The sequence below is a fragment of the Pseudarthrobacter humi genome (assembly GCF_024294965.1).
Taxonomy (GTDB): domain Bacteria; phylum Actinomycetota; class Actinomycetes; order Actinomycetales; family Micrococcaceae; genus Arthrobacter; species Arthrobacter humi.
Genome location: NZ_JANCLV010000015.1, coordinates 73,818 through 91,748, shown reverse-complemented (window position 1 = coordinate 91,748; position 17,931 = coordinate 73,818). Strand labels below are relative to the sequence as shown.

Genomic DNA, 17,931 nt, shown 5'->3' with positions numbered 1-17,931 from the left:
CGGCCCTGCTGCCGGGCGTTTTCCCAGGGCCGCTTGAATTTGTTAACCGATGAAGATGACGAGGTCTTCGCAGAAGTCGCGTCCTGCCGTGTCCGCTTGCCCGTGACTGGCCGTCTCGCCGAGGTCCCTGATGAACTCGTCGTCGGAGGGGTCAGCAGGCGTGCCGCCGTGATCCATGAGGATCTCGAACCTGAAGGTACCCGTGTCCATGAACAGACGCGTACCGTCCGGGCCATAGACCTTCTGGACCCCGGAGACAGCGATCTCGACGGTCAGGGTGCCATCGCCGTTGTCGGTGATTTTGTGGTCCCGCGCCTGGCCTGACTCCGTGAGCGTGTACGTCTGCTGGTTCAGGGTGTTTGTCCACACATCGGTTGAGCGGATCGGACCCCCTCCGTATGCGAGGCCGTCGCCGTGATGAACGAAGAGGAACATCCCCTCGGCATGCCTGTCGTGTCGCACCGGGAAGTCTACGATCCCGGCGCAGAATCCGGGGAATTCTTCCTGGGCAATGGCGCTGCTGGACTCCGTAAAGTGGTCGTGCTCGAACGGCCGCGCCGCCAACGCAGGGGCAGCCGATGCGACCGAGATTCCGATCGCGGAGATCACCGCTCCCATGGTGGCGAGTACCTTGTGCTTCATTTCATCCCCCTCGATTAGTAGCCCGCAGCAGCGAGCCAGAGATCATCTGTTCGTTGCTTGGGTGGCGATCGACGGAGAGCAGGCAACCACGGCCAGGGAATTCAGAAGCATCACGCACAAGACAATGAGTTTGAGATTCGGCTGTGATGCCGCTCCGCCACTTTTCACAAGGGGCACCTCCACACCAAGAATGTGTCCGGAGCCCAGATCAGCGGAGTTTTCTGATGGGGAAAACGCTACTCCCGGGGCGCCGGTGGCACCAGAGTTCACTACAAGAGACGCATTCCGGTTACGTCCTCGAACGAAATATCCCTGCGGGCGCCGGTGTTGCCCCGGATATGACAACCATCGGAATCATCGGCGCAGGACACCTTGGCAGCCAGGTTGCCCGCAAAGCGGTGGAACTCGGCTACGACGTGGTGATCAGCAATTCCCGCGGCCCCGAAACGCTGGCCGCGCTCGTGGCGGAACTGGGACCCCGCGCCCGGGCCGCGACGCCGGCCGAAGCGGCAGCGGCGGGCGATTTCGCCGTCGTGACCATTCCCTTCAGGAGCCTCGGCAGCATCCCCGTGGAGCCGCTCGCGGGGAAGATCGTGATCGACACCGGCAACTACTACTGGAAGCGCGACGGCCATGTTCCGGCCCTCGACGCCGGCGAAACCACGTCCTCCGCGCTGGTGCAGCAACACCTGCCCACGTCCAAGGTGGCGAAGGGCTTCAACCACATCCGGTACAGCGAGATCACCACGGACGGCACGCCTCCCGGCACCCCGAACCGCCGTGCCCTGGCCACCGCGAGCGACTACGCCGAGGCCAGCGAGCTTGTGACGAAGCTGTATGACGGGTTCGGCTTCGACACCGTGGATCTCGGCCCGCTCTCCGAGAGCTGGCGCGCGGAGCCGGGCCGTCCGGCGAATGTGGTGCGGCAGAACGCTGCTGAACTCAGCGAGACCCTGGCCAAGGCGCCGCGGACCGTCTGACGGTTGGCGAACGCGGTGGCGGGCGGTTGGCGAACCGTGCCGGCCGGCACCGGCCTGCGATAATTAATCCATTCGGTGTATTATTCACGGTGATCCACGTTCTGCTGGCCCCGACGCGGCCCAAACCTGATCCCTGACACCGAAGGATTTCCGTGAGCCACCTCAACCACAACCAGGCCGCGCGGCCTGCCCCTGGCGCCGAAATGCCACCCCACGCCATCGGCAAGGACGTAGCCCTCGCCTTGTTGGTCGGGCTTCTGGCGGGTTTGCTTGGGCTGGCCCCGTGGCTGGTCACCGGCGCGCAGCTTCCCCCGCAGAACCTTTGGGGCGCGGAAGTGCTGCCGCAGCAGATGCCCCTGTCGCTCCTGCCGTTGAGCCAGTACGAACTCACCACGCTCGTTGCGCTGATGACCGCAGGAGGGGCGGCCGCCGGCCTGGCGGTGCGGCTCTGGTCACCCGCCCGACGGCGGCTGGTTGTCTGGTGCACGGCCGGGGGCGTTCTCGCGGTGCAGGCCACGGCGACGGTTCAGGCGTTTTCAGTGCTCGCTGGCGGCTTGGCCGGCGGAACGGCGTCGGGGGTCTATTTCGCCGGCCTGCTCGCAGGGGTCATCGCAGCCATCGCTGCGAGCATCGTGGCACTCCTTCTCGGCTCGGCGAAATCCAGGGCCCTGGCGGCCCTGGCTATCGGACTTGTCGCCGTGCCGATTGGCTCGTGGGTCGGCGAGTGGGCGGGGAACCTGGCCGGAGCAGGCAATGTGTCGCCGGCGGTATTGACACTGCTGCGCTGGCTGCCCGCGATACTCGTCGGCGTGGCGCTGGCGTGGTGCGGCCTCCGTCCCGCCCGCCGCGCATTCGTGTGGCTGGTGAACCTGGCCGCTCTGTGGGTGGTTCCGGCGTTGTTCATCTCCGTCAACTACGTCCTGGGCACACGGCTGCCGGAGCGGGACCCGCAGGAGATGGCACTGATGATCCGGCAGATCCTGGCAGCCACGCTCGGACCCGACGGCGGGGCCGGCCCGACCGTCCTCCTGGCACTGACCATCGGCCTGGCAGGCTCAGCCGCCCAGGAGTTCGTCCGCCGGCGTCGGCGTCGCTGAAGGCCAGGACCCAGCCGCGGGACCGATACCAGAACTACCTCGATCCCCCGCATTCCCGCGATTCTTTTGGGCTGCCGACCGGTCCATGGGGGTCATTCCTTTCTACAATTTAAGTGGCGGCATAGGCGGCAATCAGCCGAACCAGCCGCACCACAAGGAGGACCGCAATGGGTTTGGGTGACAGGATCCACAACGCCGCGGAGAGGCTTCACGGCAAGGGTAAGAAGGCCGCCGGTGAGGTCAGCGGAAGCGACCGCATGAGGGCGGAAGGCAAGGCCCGCGCAGTCCGGGCCGACCTCAAGCAAGCCGGCGAAAAGATCAGGCACGCCTTCAAGCGGCACTGAATACGAACAAACGAACGGGCGGCTCCGCCAGGAGCCGCCCGTTCTTTATGCCCGGTCGGGAAGAGTTTGCTGTCCCCACCCCCTCCCAACCCACACACCCCCTTGACTCGCGCCTCCACCTTCCCTAAACTTTTCATAAAGCAGAATCTAAATTCCACAAAGCGGAAACTCGAGAAGAGCCAGGCAAGCGGAAGATAGATCAAAGCCCTCCTCGGAAGGACCTACGATGACGTACACAGTGAACTGCTCCATCCTCTTGACGGAGCTTCCCCTGCTCGAGCGCCCCGCAGCCGCAAAGGCTGCCGGCTTTGACGCCGTCGAGTTCTGGTGGCCCTTCGACACCTCCGTCCCCACGGACGCCCAGGTCACCGGGTTTGAGAACGCCATCAAGGATGCCGGCGTACAGCTCACGGGCCTGAACTTCAACGCCGGCAACATGCCCGGCGGCGACCGCGGCCTGGTCTCCTGGCCCGCGCGTTCCACCGAATTCCTGGACAACATCGACGTCGTCGCCGGCATTGGCGAGCACCTCGGCTGCAAGGCCTTCAACGCCCTCTACGGCAACCGCGTCGACGGCGAGTCGGCCGAGAAGCAGGACGCCATCGGCGCCGAGAACCTCGCCGCGGCAGCTGCCGGCGTCGCAGGCATCGGCGGCACAGTCCTCCTCGAACCCGTCAGCGGCGCTCCCAAGTACCCGCTCCTCACGGCCGAAGACGCTCTCAAGGTCATCGCCCGCGTCAAGGCGGAATCCGGCGCGGGGAACATCAAGCTCCTCGCGGACTTCTACCACCTGGCAGTCAACGGGGACGACGTCGCAGCCGTCATCGAACACCACGCCAAGGACTTCGGCCACATCCAGATTGCCGACAACCCCGGCCGCGGGGCTCCCGGAACCGGCGAGCTTCCCCTCGGCGAATGGATCGCCCGCAGCCGCGAACTCGGCTACGACGGCTACATCGGCCTCGAATACAAGGAACCGCAGGAAACGGCCTTCAGCTGGGCCATCCGCCAGCGCGCCAGCCGCTAATCCCCACCAGCCCAACTGAGTAGCAGCAGATGCTGTTTAGAGCCCTCAAAACGACATCTACTGCGACCTAGTTGGGTCCGGCTTCCGCATTCACCACACAGACTTTCAGTAAAGGAACCACAATGAGCAACGTTGCAGTCATCGGACTCGGAATCATGGGCCTCCCCATGGCCATCAACCTCGTCAAGGCCGGCCACACCGTCACCGGCTTCAACCGCAGCCAGGACAAGATCGACAAGCTCGTCTCCGAAGGCGGCCAGGGTGCCACGAGCATCGCGGACGCCGTCAAGGACGCCGACGTCGTCATCACCATGGTGCCGGACTCCCCCGACGTCGAAGGCGTAGTCAGCGGCAAGGACGGCGTCTTCGCCAACGCGAAGAAGGGCACCCTCTGGATCGACGCGTCCAGCATCCGCCCGGACGTTGCCAAGCGCCTCGCCGACGATGCCAAGGAAGCCGGCATCCGCCCCCTCGACGCCCCGGTCTCCGGCGGCGAACAGGGCGCCATCAACGCCGCTCTCTCCATCATGGTGGGCGGTGAGGCAGCCGACTTCGAGGCAGCACAGGATGTCCTGAACGCCGTTGGCAAGACCATCGTCCACGTGGGCCCCTCCGGCTCCGGCCAGACCGTCAAGGCAGCCAACCAGCTGATCGTAGCCGTCAACATCCAGGTCCTGGGCGAAGCAATCGCCTTCCTTGAGGCCTACGGCGTGGACACCGACGCCGCCCTCAAGGTCCTCGGCGGCGGCCTTGCCGGCTCCAAGGTCCTCGACCAGAAGGGCCAGAAGATGCTCGACCGCAACTTCGACCCCGGCTTCCGCCTGGCCCTCCACCACAAGGACCTCGGCATCATCACCTCGGCAGCCCGCGAAGCCAACGTCGCCTTCCCGCTCGGCGCCGTCGTCGCACAGCTCGTCGCCGCCACCGTCAACCAGGGCGACGGCGGCCTCGACCACTCAGGACTCTTCAAGCAGGTCCTGCAGCTCAGCGGCCGCAAGTAGAAGCAGCCCCGTAATGGGGCACTTCGACACGGACACGCCGGCCGCCGTCGTAATTTACGACGCCGACTCCCCCAAAGTGCCCCGCGACGGTTCGCCGGGCCTCCCCTCAGCACACCCTGTTTCGACAGGCTCAACAACCACAGACGTTTCAAGGAGTACACAATGACTAAGATGCGCACCGTTGACGCTGCCGTCGCGATCCTGGTTAAGGAAGGCGCCATTGAGGCGTTCGGCCTGCCAGGGGCGGCAATCAACCCGTTCTACTCGGCAATGCGGAAGAACGGCGGGGTCCGGCACACGCTGGCCCGCCACGTTGAAGGCGCCAGCCACATGGCGGACGGCTATTCCCGGGCCAAGGATGGCAACATCGGCATCTGTATCGGCACCTCGGGCCCTGCCGGCACGGACATGATCACCGGCCTGTACGCGGCCTGGGCGGATTCCATCCCCATGCTCTGCATCACCGGCCAGGCCCCCGTGGCCAAGCTGCACAAGGAAGACTTCCAGGCCGTGGACATCCAGACCATTGCCGCCCCGGTCACCAAGATGGCCATGACCATCATGGAGCCCGGCCAGGTTCCGGGCGCCTTCCAGAAGGCCTTCCAGCTGATGCGTTCCGGCCGTCCGGGCCCGGTCCTGCTGGACCTGCCGTTCGACGTGCAGATGGCCGAGATCGAATTCGACATCGACGCCTACGAGCCCATCGTGGTCCAGAAGCCCACGGCCAGCCGCAAGCAGCTGGAAAAGGCCCTGGACATGCTGACCGCAGCCGAGCGCCCGCTGATCGTGGCCGGTGGCGGCATCATCAACGCCGGCGCCTCCGCGCAGCTGGTGGAACTGGCCGAACTGCTGAACGTTCCGGTCATCCCCACCCTGATGGGCTGGGGCACCATCCCGGACGACCACGTGCTGATGGCCGGCATGGTGGGGCTGCAGACCAGCCACCGCTACGGCAACGAGACCATGCTGGCCTCCGACTTCGTGATCGGCATCGGCAACCGCTGGGCCAACCGCCACACCGGCGGTCTGGACACCTACACGGCCGGCCGCAAGTTCGTGCACATCGACATCGAGCCCACCCAGATCGGCCGCGTGTTCTCACCGGACCTGGGCATCGCGTCCGACGCCGGTGCGGCGCTGGACGGGCTGATTGAGCTGGCACGCGAGCGCCAGGCAGCGAAGTCCCTGCCGGACTACGCCGGCTGGGTTGCCGAGTGCACCGCACGCAAGGGCTCCCTGCAGCGCAAGACGCACTTCGAGAACGTGCCGATCAAGCCGCAGCGTGTGTACGAGGAAATGAACAAGGCGTTCGGCAAGGACACCACGTACGTGTCCACCATCGGCCTGTCGCAGATCGCCGGCGCGCAGCTGCTGCACGTGTTCGGCCCGCGCCAGTGGATCAACGCCGGCCAGGCGGGCCCTCTGGGCTGGACCGCCCCGGCCGCCCTGGGCGTGGTCCGCGGCAAGCCGGACGAGACCGTGGTTGCCCTGTCCGGTGACTACGACTTCCAGTTCATGATCGAGGAGCTGGCCGTGGGCGCGCAGTTCAACCTGCCGTACATCCACGTGGTGGTGAACAACTCCTACCTGGGCCTGATCCGCCAGTCGCAGCGCGGCTTCGAGATGGAACAGAACGTGTCCCTGGCGTTCGAGAACATCAACAGCCCCGAGACCAACGGCTACGGCGTGGACCACGTCAAGGTGGCCGAGGGCCTGGGCTGCAAGGCCATCCGCGTGGAAAACCCCTCCGATCTGCCGGCGGCCTTCGACAAAGCCAAGGCACTGATGGGCGAGTTCAAGGTTCCCGTGGTGGTTGAAGTGATCCTGGAGAAGATCACCAACATCTCCATGGGCGTGGAAATCAACGCCGTGAACGAGTTCGAGGAGCTGGCGGCCCGCGGCGCGGACGCCCCGACTTCGATCATCGCCCTGCTGGACTAAGTAAGAAACTGAGAGGAGGTACCGGAATGCGTGTGGTCATCGCCCCGGACAAGTTCAAGGGCTCGCTGTCCGCCCCCGACGTCGCCGCCCGCCTGAGCGCGGGACTGCAGTCAGCTGTGGCGGACCTCGAGACCACACTCATCCCGGTGGCCGACGGCGGCGAGGGCACCCTCGACGCCGCCGTCGGCTCCGGCTTCACCCGCCGGACCGCCACGGTCACCGGCCCCACGGGCCAGCCGGTCCGCGCCGACTTCGCGGTCCGCGGCCGGGAGGCCGTGATCGAAATGGCCGCCGCATCCGGGCTCGCGCTGCTGCCCTCCGTCATCCACGGCGGCGGCCCGGACTCCGGAACGGCCACCACCGCCACCAGCCTGGGCACCGGCGAACTCATCCGTGCCGCCCTGGACCTGGGCTGCCGGCAGATCATCCTGGGCGTTGGCGGCAGCGCCAACACCGACGGCGGCGCCGGCGTCCTGCAGGGCCTCGGCGCGGTCTTCCTCGACAAAGAGGGCAACGAGCTCCCCGGCGGCGGGGCCGCCCTGGCCCGCCTGGACCGGATCGATTTCTCCGGCCTGGACGTCCGGCTGGAGGACGCCCGCTTCACCCTGGCGTCCGACGTCGACAATCCCCTGCTGGGATCCAGCGGCGCCGCCGCGATCTTCGGACCGCAGAAAGGCGCGACCCCGAGTGACGTCGTCGCCCTCGACGCCGCCCTGGCGAACTTCGTCTCGGTCCTCGCCGGCGAGATCGGCACCCGCGCCGAGAGGGCCGCTGTCGCACCCGGTGCGGGAGCGGCCGGCGGCGTCGGCTACATTGCCATCGCGGCGCTGGCCGCGGCACGCAGGCCGGGCATCGACGTCGTCCTCGGATTCACTGAACTGGAGCAGCGGCTTGCCGGCGCGGACCTGGTGATCACCGGCGAAGGGAGCCTGGACGAGCAGAGCCTGCTCGGCAAAACGCCCATGGGGGTGGCGCGCGCCGCGGCACGTGCCGGAATCCCTGTGATTGCCGTCTGCGGCCGCAGTACGCTGAGCCAGGAACAGCTCGCGGAAGCCGGGTTCAGTGCGGTTCATGCCCTGACCGATTTTGAGTCCAATGTAGAGAAATGTATGGCCGAAGCAGGCCCGCTGCTTGAAGAATTGGGTAAGCACATCGGCGTGCACCTGCCTGCGATCACAGCGCGTACCGACACCAAGGAGATCATCCATGTCTGAAGAAACCACCCCGGCGGCCGGCTCGTTTGACCTGGTCATCCGCGGCCAGCGCATCCTCACCACTGCAGGCATCACCGCCCGCGAAGTGGGCATCCGCGGCGGCGTGATCGTCGCCATCGAACCGTTCGGCAACGGCCTCACCGGCACTCAGGTCATCGACCTGGCCGACGACGAAACCCTCATCCCCGGCCTCGTGGACACACACGTCCACGTCAACGAACCCGGCCGTACCGAGTGGGAGGGCTTCGCGTCCGCCACCCGAGCGGCCGCCGCCGGCGGTGTCACTACCATCATCGACATGCCGCTGAACTCCATCCCGCCCACCACTACGGTGGAGAACCTCAAGCTCAAGCGCGAAGTGGCCGAGGACCAGGCGTTTGTGGACGTCGGGTTCTGGGGCGGCGCCGTGCCGGGCAACAAGAAGGACCTCCGCGGCCTCCATGACGAGGGCGTGTTCGGCTTCAAGTGCTTCCTGCTGCACTCCGGCGTGGACGAGTTCCCGCACCTCGAAGCGGACGAGATGGAGGAGGACATGGCCGAGCTCAAGTCCTTCGACTCCCTCATGATCGTCCACGCCGAGGACTCCCACGCGATCGACCGCGCCCCGCACCCGGGCGGCGACCACTACGAAACGTTCCTGGCCTCCCGCCCGCGCGGCGCCGAGAACAAGGCCATCGCCGAGGTCATCGAGCGCGCCCGCTGGACCGGCGCCCGCGCCCACATCCTGCACCTCTCGTCCTCCGATGCGCTGCCCATGATCGCGAGTGCAAAGCGCGACGGCGTCCACCTCACCGTGGAGACGTGCCCGCACTACCTCACCCTGATGGCCGAGGAAATCCCGGACGGCGCCACCGCCTACAAGTGTTGCCCGCCGATCCGTGAGGCCTCCAACCGCGAGCTGCTCTGGAAGGGCCTGCAGGACGGCACCATCGACTGCATCGTCTCGGACCACTCCCCCTCCACCCTGGACCTGAAGGACCTGGAAAACGGCGACTTCGCCGTGGCCTGGGGCGGCGTCTCCTCGCTGCAGCTGGGGCTGTCCCTGATCTGGACCGAGGCCCGGCACCGCGGCATTACCCTGGAACAGGTGGTGTCCTGGATGGCCGAAAAGCCCGCCGCTTTGGCCCGCCTGCACAACAAGGGCCAGCTTGCCCTCGGCTACGACGCGGACTTCTCCATCTTCGCGCCCGACGACGCCTACGTGGTCGACGTCACGAAGCTCAAGCACAAGAACCCCATCACGCCCTACGACGGCAAGGCGCTCTCCGGCGTCGTCCGCAAAACGTTCCTTCGCGGCAACGAGATCGACGGCCGCACGCCCAGCGGCAAGCTGATCCGCCGCGGCGGCGTCTGAGGGCGCAGCGCGATGGCCGTCAATGTCCATGCCCCATACCCGGGGCGCGCCGGCTCCCGTGTTGGCTCCGGACCGGGCGCCCGTCCCGGCCTCCAGCCAGGGCTTCAGCCGCGCGGCCTGGCAGTGTGGCTCCAGCCCTGTGAAGGCCAGGACATCGACCCGGCGGTCTGGGCCCAGGCCGCCCAAGCTGTCCTGGCGCGTGCCCGCCAGCTCGCTCCGGATGCCGGATTCCACCTGTGGACCGCGGCCGGAACCAGGACGTCCGGCGTCGAGGGTTCAGGCGGTCCCGACGTTTCCGCCGGCGGCGCTGGAGTTCCGGAAACGGCGTCCGACGCCGGAAACGGCACCGCCGCCGTCGTCGCCCCGCCAGTCGCCCCGCCGGTCTCCCTGGCCGGGCGGCGGAGCATCGTGGCAGTGGATCTGGCCGCGGACACGGTCCTCCTGGACGGTGTCCCGGTCAGCTTCACCCACATGGAATTCAGCCTCCTGAGGTACCTTGTGGAAAACCAGTCGCGGACGATTCAACGTGAAGAACTGCAACGCGTCCTGGAATCCCTGGACTGCCCCGGCGCGGCATTCCGCTCCATCGACGTGTATGTTGGCCGTGTCCGGCGCAAGCTGGGCTCGGCCCGCCACGCCATCGCCACGGTTCGCGGGGGCGGCTACCAGTTTGTCCCCGGACCGGGCAGCACTGTCCGCGGTCCTGCGGAATACTGCATCTAGGCAGCCCGTTGCACCCATAGATTGATCGCCGGCCACGGCGGTTGCCCCACAAGTCGTTGCCCCACAAGTCAAGGATCCTTACATGACCCAGAAACTCCTCGCCGGAACCCAGGCCCCCGATTTTGCCCTGCTCAACGCCGATGGCCAGAAGGTCTCCCTCTCCGATTACCGCGGACACAACGTCATTGTGTACTTCTACCCGGAGGCCGCCACCCCCGGCTGCACCACCGAGGCCTGCGACTTCCGCGACAACCTCGCCAGCCTGCAGTCCTCCGGCTACGAGGTCCTGGGCATCTCCCCGGACGCGCCTGAGAAGCTGGCGGCCTTCACCGGCGACTTCGCCCTGACGTTCCCGCTGCTCTCCGACGAGGACCACGCCGTGGCGCTGGCCTACGGCGCCTGGGGCGAAAAGCTCGTGAACGGCGAAGTGGTTGACGGCCTGGTCCGTTCCACCGTGGTGCTCGACGCCGAAGGCAAGGTCACGCTCACCCAGTACCAGGTCAAGGCCCAGGGCCACGTCGCGGCGCTCAAGGCTGAGCTCGGCGTCTAGGGAAACCTGCGCGAACGGACAGTTGCGGCCCTAGCCGGGCGTCCGCACGACGGCGGGACCTCCCGCCGTCGTTGCTCCATCTTGGGGACTATTTGTTTCGTCCGCGCGCGGCCACGTGCCAGCGGTCCACGATGCTGCCGCCGCTGACCACGGTGACGTCGTCGACGAGGTTCATGGCGATGCAGACGTGATTGGGGACCACACGCAGACGATCTCCGAGAGCCGGCAGCATTGCTTCCTCAGGCCATACAACGGTGGCGTGGTGCTCTGACAGCGCGGTGATTCGGGCGTCCGGGAAGTCAAGGAGCCGCCCGAAGCCGGTGGCCCAGCCGGGCCGGTCCCCGCCGAGGATCTTGCTGCCGGAGTCCAGGATGACCCTCCGCGGGATGAGGTCGGTGCCTTCATGGCGGCTGACGACTGTTGCCGCGATGGTCAGTGCGATGTCTTCGGCTGCACAGCGTCCCAGTTCCAGCTGTTGGGCATCTCCGAAGACGTACACGCCGGGCCGGACTTCCGTGGCTCCGGAGTTTCCGGCAGTGAGGGTGGCAGTGGGTGTGGACCCGCCGCTGCGGTGGGTGATCGGGAAACCTGCCGCAGTGAGCATGCCGGCTGCTTCGCCGAGGGCCAGCCGTTCCTCGTCCATGGCCTTCAACGGCATGCCCGGGGCATAGCTGTGGCCTGGAAACGTGAAAATGCCCGTTACCCGCAGCCCTGCGCGCGCCGCGGCGTGGGCGACGTCGACAGCGACGTCGGGTGCGATCCCGCTGCGGTGATGGCCGCTGTCGATCTCCAGCACTACTTCAATCTCCCCGACGGCATCGCCCAGCGACGCGGCCATGGTTTCGGCTGCTTCCCGCGAGTCCAGGCCTACTGCGATCCTGGCTTTTGCTGCAAGGCGCCGGAGCCGTTCAGCCTGCCGGGGGCCGACCCAGAGCGGATACGCGATGAAGATGTCCTTGGCCCCATGCTCTGCAAAGACTTCGGCCTCTCCGAGGGTGGCCACAGTCAGTCCGACGGCTCCGGCTGCCAGCTGCATTTCGGCGATTTCGGGCACTTTGTGCGTCTTGACATGTGGCCGGAGGTGCAGGCCCTTGGCCTCTACGGCCGTTGCCATGCGGTCGATATTTCGCTGGAGCACGTCCCGGTCGATGATGATCTCAGGTGTGTCGATTTCCGCTGGGATGGTCATCCTTACACTTTAGGCGGAACCCCTCGCATACTCTATGTATACAACACCGACCCTCGGTGGGGACTGAAGGAGATTCAATGCGCAAACCAGAGCTGGAGTTCGACGAACCGCTCGCTGGCTGGCAGAAGACAAACGGCGACGCCGAACACGGAATCTGGGAGCAGATCCTCGCTGCGGATCCTCTGAGCGGAGATTCGACCCTGCTCCAACGCTATGAGCCCGGTGCCGACACCATCGCCGGCGGGGTGATCGTCCACGACTACTGGGAAGAGGTCATGCTTCTCTCGGGCGAACTCACCGATGTGACGCTCGGGAAGACGTTTAGCGCCGGCATGTACGCGTGCCGCCCACCCGGCATGCGTCACGGACCTTACGTCAGCGGCGCCGGCTGCAGCATGCTCGTTGTTGTTCGACCCTCCCCGGAACCCGGCGCGAACGGACATTTGGGGCCCTAGCTGAGCGGACGCACGAGGCTCTGCCCGGCGGACGCACGACGGCGGGACCTCCCGCCGTCGTCCGCTCTCGTTAATGCCCTCACTGAGTCCGCGACGGAACAGACAGCAGGCCGAGTTCGGCCGAGTGGGGCGGGTTTGCCCCCGGCCGGGAGCAGGTGATCGCCGCGGCTCCGTTGGCGTAGGCGGCGAGCGTATGCAGTTCATCGTGGGACAGGCTTTGGAGCCGTTGCCGGCCGCCGGCTCCGAGCGCCGCGAGCTGGTTCAGGCCGGAGATGAGCGCGGCCATGAAGGAGTCGCCGGCGCCCACGGTGTCTGCCAGGGTGGGGTCGAAACTGATCGTCGCCCGCTCACGGGCGGCCTCCAACAGTCCATACGTGGCTTGGTCACCCGGCCCCAGCACGGCCGCGATCGATCCCGTGTGGACGTGTTTGGAGTCCTGCACCGCTTCAAGTGCAGGAAGGGCCGCCCCGTTGATGTCCCAACTGATGTCGAACGCGTAGGTGGCGCCGCCGTCGGGACCCAGCGTGGCGATCGCCGTCGACGTCCGTGCGCTGCCGCCCCTAATCGCGGTGACGCCGTTCGCGCTCATGTGCTCCTCGACCATGTGCCCATGCGGATCATCGGCGTAGTGCGTCACAAGGTTGGTCGCCAGACCCAGCCACGCCACGCCCACAGCCACGTTGAGGGGACTGCCTCCCGGATGGGCCTGGATTCCGCCAGGCCTGCGGGGGTCGCTGATGATGTCCACGAGCGACTCGCCGATGACGGTGATCATGGTCAACGGCCCGGGTACACGACGGCTTTGAGCTGTCCGGCCTGCTTGCCGGCTTTCAGGGCTTCCTCGGACTCGGCAAGCGTGAACTTTCCGGTCACGAGGATGTCCAGGTCCACCTTTCCGTCGGCGATCAGCTGGATCGCCAGCGGCCAGGTGTTGGTGTAGCGGAACACGCCGGAGAGCCAGATTTCCCGGTTCTGGATGTACGAGACCGGAAGCTCGACGTCGTCCGCCCCCAAACCGACGAGGATGACCCTCCCGGCAGGTCCCACGGCTTTTATCCCTGAACGGACCGCCTGAGGTGCGCCGGAAGCGTCAATGAACGCATCGACGTCGAGCCCTTCAACACTGTCGGTCCTGGCGTTGAGCGCGTGCGTTGCGCCGTGTTCCAAAGCGAAGGCGAGCCGGTCCTCGGCAATGTCCGTGATGTAGATTTCGGTGGCCCCGAAGGCGCGGGCGGCTTGGGCGGCGATGATGCCGATCGGGCCGGCGCCGGCGATCAGGACCCGGCTGCCGGGCTTGATTTCCGCTCGCTCGCAGGCCCACAGCCCGACAGAGAGCGGTTCGATGAGTGCTGCCGCTTCGTCGCTGACGCTGTCCGGGATGTCGTAGGCGAAGTCGGACTGGATGGTGACGTACTCGGCGAAGGCGCCGTCGATCGGCGGGGTGGCGTAGAACTCGATGTCCGGGCACAGGTTGTAGCGTCCGGCCTTGCACTGCTTGCAGGTGCGGCAGGGGCGCTGGGGTTCGACGGCGACGCGGTTGCCGATGCGGGCCGGGTCAACGGCGCTTCCGACGGCGGCGATCCGGCCGGAGAGTTCGTGGCCCAGGATCAACGGGTGGTCCACCACGTAGTCGCCGATCCGGCCGTGCTCGTAGTAGTGGACGTCGCTGCCGCAGACGCCGACGGCGGCCACCTGCACCAGGACCTGGTCGGCGTCGAGCTGCGGAAGGGGCAGGGTTTCCATCACCATGTCACCCTGACGCTTCAGGACGGAGGCGCGCATCGTTGCCGGCAGTTCAGCGGGGGCCAGGGTGGTGGACTGGGCGGTGGGTGTTGTCATCGGAGCGGTCCTTTCGGGAATTCGGAAGTGGAGGGCCGGGTGCCTGAACCCGTTATTTCACGGCGCCGAGGGACAGGCCCTGGACGAGCTTGTCCTGGGCGGCGAACCCGGCGAACAGCACCGGGAGGGAGATCACGACGGCGGCCGCGCAGACCTTCGCCAGGAAGAGGCCCTGGCCTGAAACGAAGCCGGTCAGGAAGACGGGCGCCGTTCCCGCCACCACGCCGGTGAGGACCCGGGCCAGGAGCAGTTCGTTCCAGCTGAAGATGAAGCAGATCAGGGCGGTCGCGGCGATGCCGGGCATTGCGACGGGTGCCACCACCTTGCGAAGCGTGAGGAGCAGCCCGGCGCCGTCGATCTGGGCGGCTTCGAGCATTTCGACCGGAACTTCAGCGAGGAATGACCGCATCATCCAGACCGCGATCGGGAGGTTCATGGACGTGTACATCAGGATCAGGAACCAGATGTTATCCAGGGCCCCGACCGTCCTGGCGAAGAGGTAGAGCGGCAGGATCGCAGCCACCACCGGCATCATTTTCGTGGAGAGGAAGAAGAACATCACGTCTGTCCACTTCTTCACCGGCCGGATGGACAGGGCATAGGCCGCAGGGATGGCCAGGACCAGCACGAGGACTGTGGACAGGATGGAGGCTGTGGCGGAGTTGATCAGCGCCGGCCAAGGGCTGACGCCGGACGTTTCTCCGAAGAACTCCCGGTACGCGTCCAGGGTGAGGTTCGCAGCTATGGACGGCGGGTTCGTGGCGGCGTCCGTTTCTGAGTGGAAGGACGTGAGGATCATCCACATCACAGGGGCGGCGAAGAGCAGGGCGAGCAGCCAGGCCGCCAGGCCCGCGGCGGTGTTGTTGCGGGTGGGGTCCATGCGCGACTTGCCTCGCCGGAGTGGTCCGGTGGCGCGTGCGGCGAGTGATGTGAAACGGGCCTGGCCCGACTCACGGGGTGCGGCAGGAGTAAGTGTGCTCATCGTGCTGCCTCCTTCTTGAAGAGCGAAAAGACGGTGCGGAGGGCAAAAGTGGCCACGATGATGGTGCCGATGACCACTACGACGCCGGCGGCGGACGCCAGGCCGTATTCGTTGGCGAAGTAGAACGTCTGGTAGATGGCGTACGGCAGGTTGGCGGTGCCCAGCCCGCCTGCGGTGAGGGTGAAGACGGCGTCGAAGTTCTGCACGATGTAGATCGCGCCGAGCAGACCGCCCAGCTCCAGATATTGGCGCAGGTGCGGCAGGGTGAGGTGGCGGAAGATCGCCCACGGTGTGGCGCCGTCCATCTGGGCCGCCTCCACAGTGTCCATGGGACGTGACTGCAGGCCCGCGAGCAGGATGAGCATCATAAAGGGCGTCCACTGCCAGACCAGGGACACGATGACGGCCATCATCGGGGCCTGGGACAGCAGGTCCAGCTGGGGCGCTGTGGTGCTGCCGAAGAGGGACCAGAGCCAGGTCAGGATGCCGTTGATCAGCCCGTAGGTGGGGTTGAGCAAGGCGTGCTTCCAGATGAGGGCCGCGGCGACGGGCACCACCAGGAACGGTGCGATCAGCAGCGTCCGTGCCAGTCCGCGGCCGATGAACTTCTTGTCCAGCAGCAGGGCCAGGCCCAGCCCGACGACCAGGCTGGCCAGGACCACCGAGACGGTGAGGAGGATGGTGGTGAAGATGGCCTGGCGCAGGTCCGGATCGGTGAGGACCGTGACGTAGTTTTCCACGCCGGCGAAGGCCGTCTTGTCAGGGCTCAGGCTGTTCCAGTTCAGGAACGAGATGATCAGCGTCACCACGAACGGAAGCTGGGTGACAAGAATGAGGAAGATCAGGGCCGGAAGCAGCGGTGCACGCCGGGCCCAGGCCAGGGCGCGTTCCCGCGACCGGGTGTCTCTTTGAGGTTTGGCTGCGTGGTGTCCCGGGCGGGAGATGCGCGCCGTTGCGGTAGTCATGAGGTTCTCCTGCTGTTCGGTCATTGCTACTTGTACTTATTGCCGACTTTTTGGGCGGCTTCCTGGCCCTTGGCCAGTGCGTCGGCCACAGTGCCCTGGCCCGCGATGGCGGAGCTGATGCCCTGGGAGACGTTGGTGCCCAAGGCAGCGAACTCCGGGATACCGAAGAACTGAATGCCGACGGCGGGACGTTCCTGCGTGCCAGGGTTCTTCGGGTCGGCGTTCTCAATGGCGAAGCGTTCGGCCTCGAAGAACGGCGCCGCCTTTTGGAATTCTTTGTTCTCGTAGGTGGAGATGCGCTTGCCGGAGGGAACCTTTGCCCAGCCGAGCTTGGACGCCACGAGTGCTTCGTAGTCCTTCGAGCTGGCCCAGGCGATGAACTTCCCCGCCGCGTCCTGCTTCTTTGAGGCCGCCTGCACAGCCCATGACCAGGTCCAGAGCCAGCCGGAGGATTTGGTTTCCTTGACCGGGGCCTGGGCGTAGCCGATCTTCCCCTTCACGGGTGACGTATCGGCTTCCAGGGCGCCTGCGGCCGACGTGGCGTCGTACCACATGGCCACTTTGCTCTGGCTCATGTTGTTCAGGCACTCGGTGAAGCCCGCCTGCGCGGCTCCTGCCTCACCGTGTTCGCGGACCAGCTTGGTGTAGAACTCCACCGCTGCCGTGAACTCCGGACTGTTGACCTGTGCATTCCAATCCTTGTCGAACCAGGTGCCGCCGTACGTGTTCACCACGGTGGTCAGCGGTGCGAAGACCTGGCCCCAGCCCGGCTGGCCGCGCAGGCAGATCCCCTTCATACCCGGGGCTGCGCCGTCGGCCTGCGCCGCAATTGCCGCAACCTCGTCCCAGGTGGGTTTCTCCGGCATGGTCAGGCCCTTGGACTCCAGGATGTCCTTCCGGTACATCAGGAAGGAGGACTCGCCGTAGAACGGTTCGCCGTAGAGCTTGCCGTCCGCCCCGGTGAGGGACGCCGTGTAGGCAGGCAGGATGTCGTCCTGGTCAAAGCCGGCGTCGTCGGCTACGTTGTCCAGCGGTGCGAGCCAGCCATTGGCGGAGTAGAACGGGATCTCGTAGTTGGACAGCGAGGCTACATCGTACTGGCCGGCCTGGCTGGAGAACTCCTGGCTGATCTTGGCGCGGACGTCGTTCTCCGGCAGGATCGTGTAGTTGACCTTGATGCCGGTTTCCTTGGTGAAATTATCGGCGGTGAGCCGCTGCAGGTCCTCCATCTGGGGGTTGTTCACCATCAGGACGTTGATGCTGTTCGGGTCTCCGGCAGAATTGCCTCCGCCGGCACCGGCACAGGCCGAGGCACTAAGGGCCACGCACAGGGCGCCGGCGGCAATCGCGGCAGCGCGCATTTTTGGGCGCATTGAGGACTCCTTTGTTCTTCAGGGGGTACACAACCAGCTCGCGTCGACTGCGGTATCGACGTACTCGGCTGGGGCGGTCCGGTCATCGGGATTTCGATGTGCCGGGCTGGTATTCCTCAACTTTAGGCGTGTGGGGTAGGGCACAACTAGCGCCCTGGATGCCAGTTTCTGATACTAATTTTCCCTACCGGCTTTCCGTGCGCAGGAGCTACTGTGGAAAGGCGCCTACGGCGCTGTCCACATTTCATGAACCCG

At 66.2% G+C, this 17,931-nt stretch carries 18 protein-coding genes; 11 read left to right on the top strand and 7 right to left on the bottom strand.

What is annotated here, in order from left to right:
* Positions 1-42: 42 nt before the first annotated feature.
* Positions 43-642 (bottom strand): hypothetical protein, encoded by a 600-nt coding sequence (locus NFC73_RS17720; RefSeq protein ID WP_254752325.1) that lies wholly within the window; start codon positions 640-642, stop codon positions 43-45.
* A 338-nt stretch (positions 643-980) separates the two neighbouring features.
* Between NFC73_RS17720 and NFC73_RS17715 the strand changes: the two genes are divergently transcribed.
* The 10 genes from NFC73_RS17715 (at position 981) to bcp (ending at position 10,873) form a co-directional block, all read left to right on the top strand.
* On the top strand, positions 981-1,622 hold the full coding sequence (locus NFC73_RS17715; RefSeq protein WP_254752323.1) for an NADPH-dependent F420 reductase: 642 nt from the start codon (positions 981-983) through the stop codon (positions 1,620-1,622).
* Between the two features lie 152 nt (positions 1,623-1,774).
* Positions 1,775-2,719, top strand: a complete 945-nt coding sequence (locus NFC73_RS17710; protein ID WP_254752321.1) for a hypothetical protein — start codon at positions 1,775-1,777, stop codon at positions 2,717-2,719.
* Between the two features lie 167 nt (positions 2,720-2,886).
* Positions 2,887-3,063 carry a CsbD family protein gene (locus tag NFC73_RS17705; RefSeq protein WP_104063490.1) on the top strand — a complete coding sequence of 59 codons (177 nt, stop codon included), beginning with the start codon at positions 2,887-2,889 and terminating at the stop codon, positions 3,061-3,063.
* A gap of 226 nt (positions 3,064-3,289) precedes the next feature.
* Entirely contained in the window at positions 3,290-4,090 is an 801-nt protein-coding gene (locus NFC73_RS17700) for a hydroxypyruvate isomerase family protein (RefSeq protein WP_254752319.1), read from the top strand.
* Between the two features lie 122 nt (positions 4,091-4,212).
* On the top strand, positions 4,213-5,091 hold the full coding sequence (locus tag NFC73_RS17695) for a 2-hydroxy-3-oxopropionate reductase (protein ID WP_254752317.1): 879 nt from the start codon (positions 4,213-4,215) through the stop codon (positions 5,089-5,091).
* 162 nt (positions 5,092-5,253) lie between these two features.
* Positions 5,254-7,032, top strand: a complete 1,779-nt coding sequence (gcl, locus tag NFC73_RS17690) for a glyoxylate carboligase (RefSeq protein ID WP_254752315.1) — start codon at positions 5,254-5,256, stop codon at positions 7,030-7,032.
* 26 nt (positions 7,033-7,058) lie between these two features.
* Complete coding sequence (locus NFC73_RS17685; protein ID WP_254752313.1) at positions 7,059-8,246, top strand: glycerate kinase; 1,188 nt, start codon at positions 7,059-7,061, stop codon at positions 8,244-8,246.
* On the top strand, positions 8,239-9,600 hold the full coding sequence (gene allB / locus NFC73_RS17680) for an allantoinase AllB (RefSeq protein WP_254752311.1): 1,362 nt from the start codon (positions 8,239-8,241) through the stop codon (positions 9,598-9,600). The genes NFC73_RS17685 and allB overlap by 8 nt, the downstream gene beginning before the upstream one ends.
* A 12-nt stretch (positions 9,601-9,612) precedes the next feature.
* On the top strand, positions 9,613-10,323 hold the full coding sequence (locus tag NFC73_RS17675) for a winged helix-turn-helix domain-containing protein (protein WP_254752309.1): 711 nt from the start codon (positions 9,613-9,615) through the stop codon (positions 10,321-10,323).
* Positions 10,324-10,405: 82 nt separating this feature from the next.
* On the top strand, positions 10,406-10,873 hold the full coding sequence (gene bcp / locus NFC73_RS17670) for a thioredoxin-dependent thiol peroxidase (protein WP_254752307.1): 468 nt from the start codon (positions 10,406-10,408) through the stop codon (positions 10,871-10,873).
* Between the two features lie 88 nt (positions 10,874-10,961).
* Here bcp and NFC73_RS17665 read toward each other — a convergent pair whose 3' ends face one another.
* Positions 10,962-12,062, bottom strand: a complete 1,101-nt coding sequence (locus NFC73_RS17665) for a D-TA family PLP-dependent enzyme (protein ID WP_254752305.1) — start codon at positions 12,060-12,062, stop codon at positions 10,962-10,964.
* A 77-nt stretch (positions 12,063-12,139) separates the two neighbouring features.
* Between NFC73_RS17665 and NFC73_RS17660 the strand changes: the two genes are divergently transcribed.
* Positions 12,140-12,517 carry a cupin domain-containing protein gene (locus NFC73_RS17660; protein WP_254752303.1) on the top strand — a complete coding sequence of 126 codons (378 nt, stop codon included), beginning with the start codon at positions 12,140-12,142 and terminating at the stop codon, positions 12,515-12,517.
* Positions 12,518-12,596: 79 nt separating this feature from the next.
* Here NFC73_RS17660 and NFC73_RS17655 read toward each other — a convergent pair whose 3' ends face one another.
* The 5 genes from NFC73_RS17655 to NFC73_RS17635 are packed head-to-tail and all read right to left on the bottom strand — an operon-like array spanning position 12,597 to position 17,676.
* The gene (locus tag NFC73_RS17655) at positions 12,597-13,292 is read right to left on the bottom strand and encodes a PfkB family carbohydrate kinase (RefSeq protein WP_254752301.1); all 696 of its coding nucleotides are present in this window, start codon (positions 13,290-13,292) and stop codon (positions 12,597-12,599) included.
* A 2-nt stretch (positions 13,293-13,294) separates the two neighbouring features.
* Positions 13,295-14,356 carry an NAD(P)-dependent alcohol dehydrogenase gene (locus NFC73_RS17650; protein WP_254752299.1) on the bottom strand — a complete coding sequence of 354 codons (1,062 nt, stop codon included), beginning with the start codon at positions 14,354-14,356 and terminating at the stop codon, positions 13,295-13,297.
* 52 nt (positions 14,357-14,408) lie between these two features.
* A complete protein-coding gene (locus NFC73_RS17645; protein ID WP_141141708.1) occupies positions 14,409-15,338 on the bottom strand; it encodes a carbohydrate ABC transporter permease in 930 nt (309 codons plus the stop codon).
* Entirely contained in the window at positions 15,335-16,303 is a 969-nt protein-coding gene (locus tag NFC73_RS17640; RefSeq protein ID WP_141141709.1) for a carbohydrate ABC transporter permease, read from the bottom strand. The genes NFC73_RS17645 and NFC73_RS17640 overlap by 4 nt, the downstream gene beginning before the upstream one ends.
* Before the next feature lie 26 nt (positions 16,304-16,329).
* Positions 16,330-17,676, bottom strand: a complete 1,347-nt coding sequence (locus tag NFC73_RS17635; RefSeq protein ID WP_254752297.1) for an ABC transporter substrate-binding protein — start codon at positions 17,674-17,676, stop codon at positions 16,330-16,332.
* Positions 17,677-17,931 lie beyond the last annotated feature (255 nt).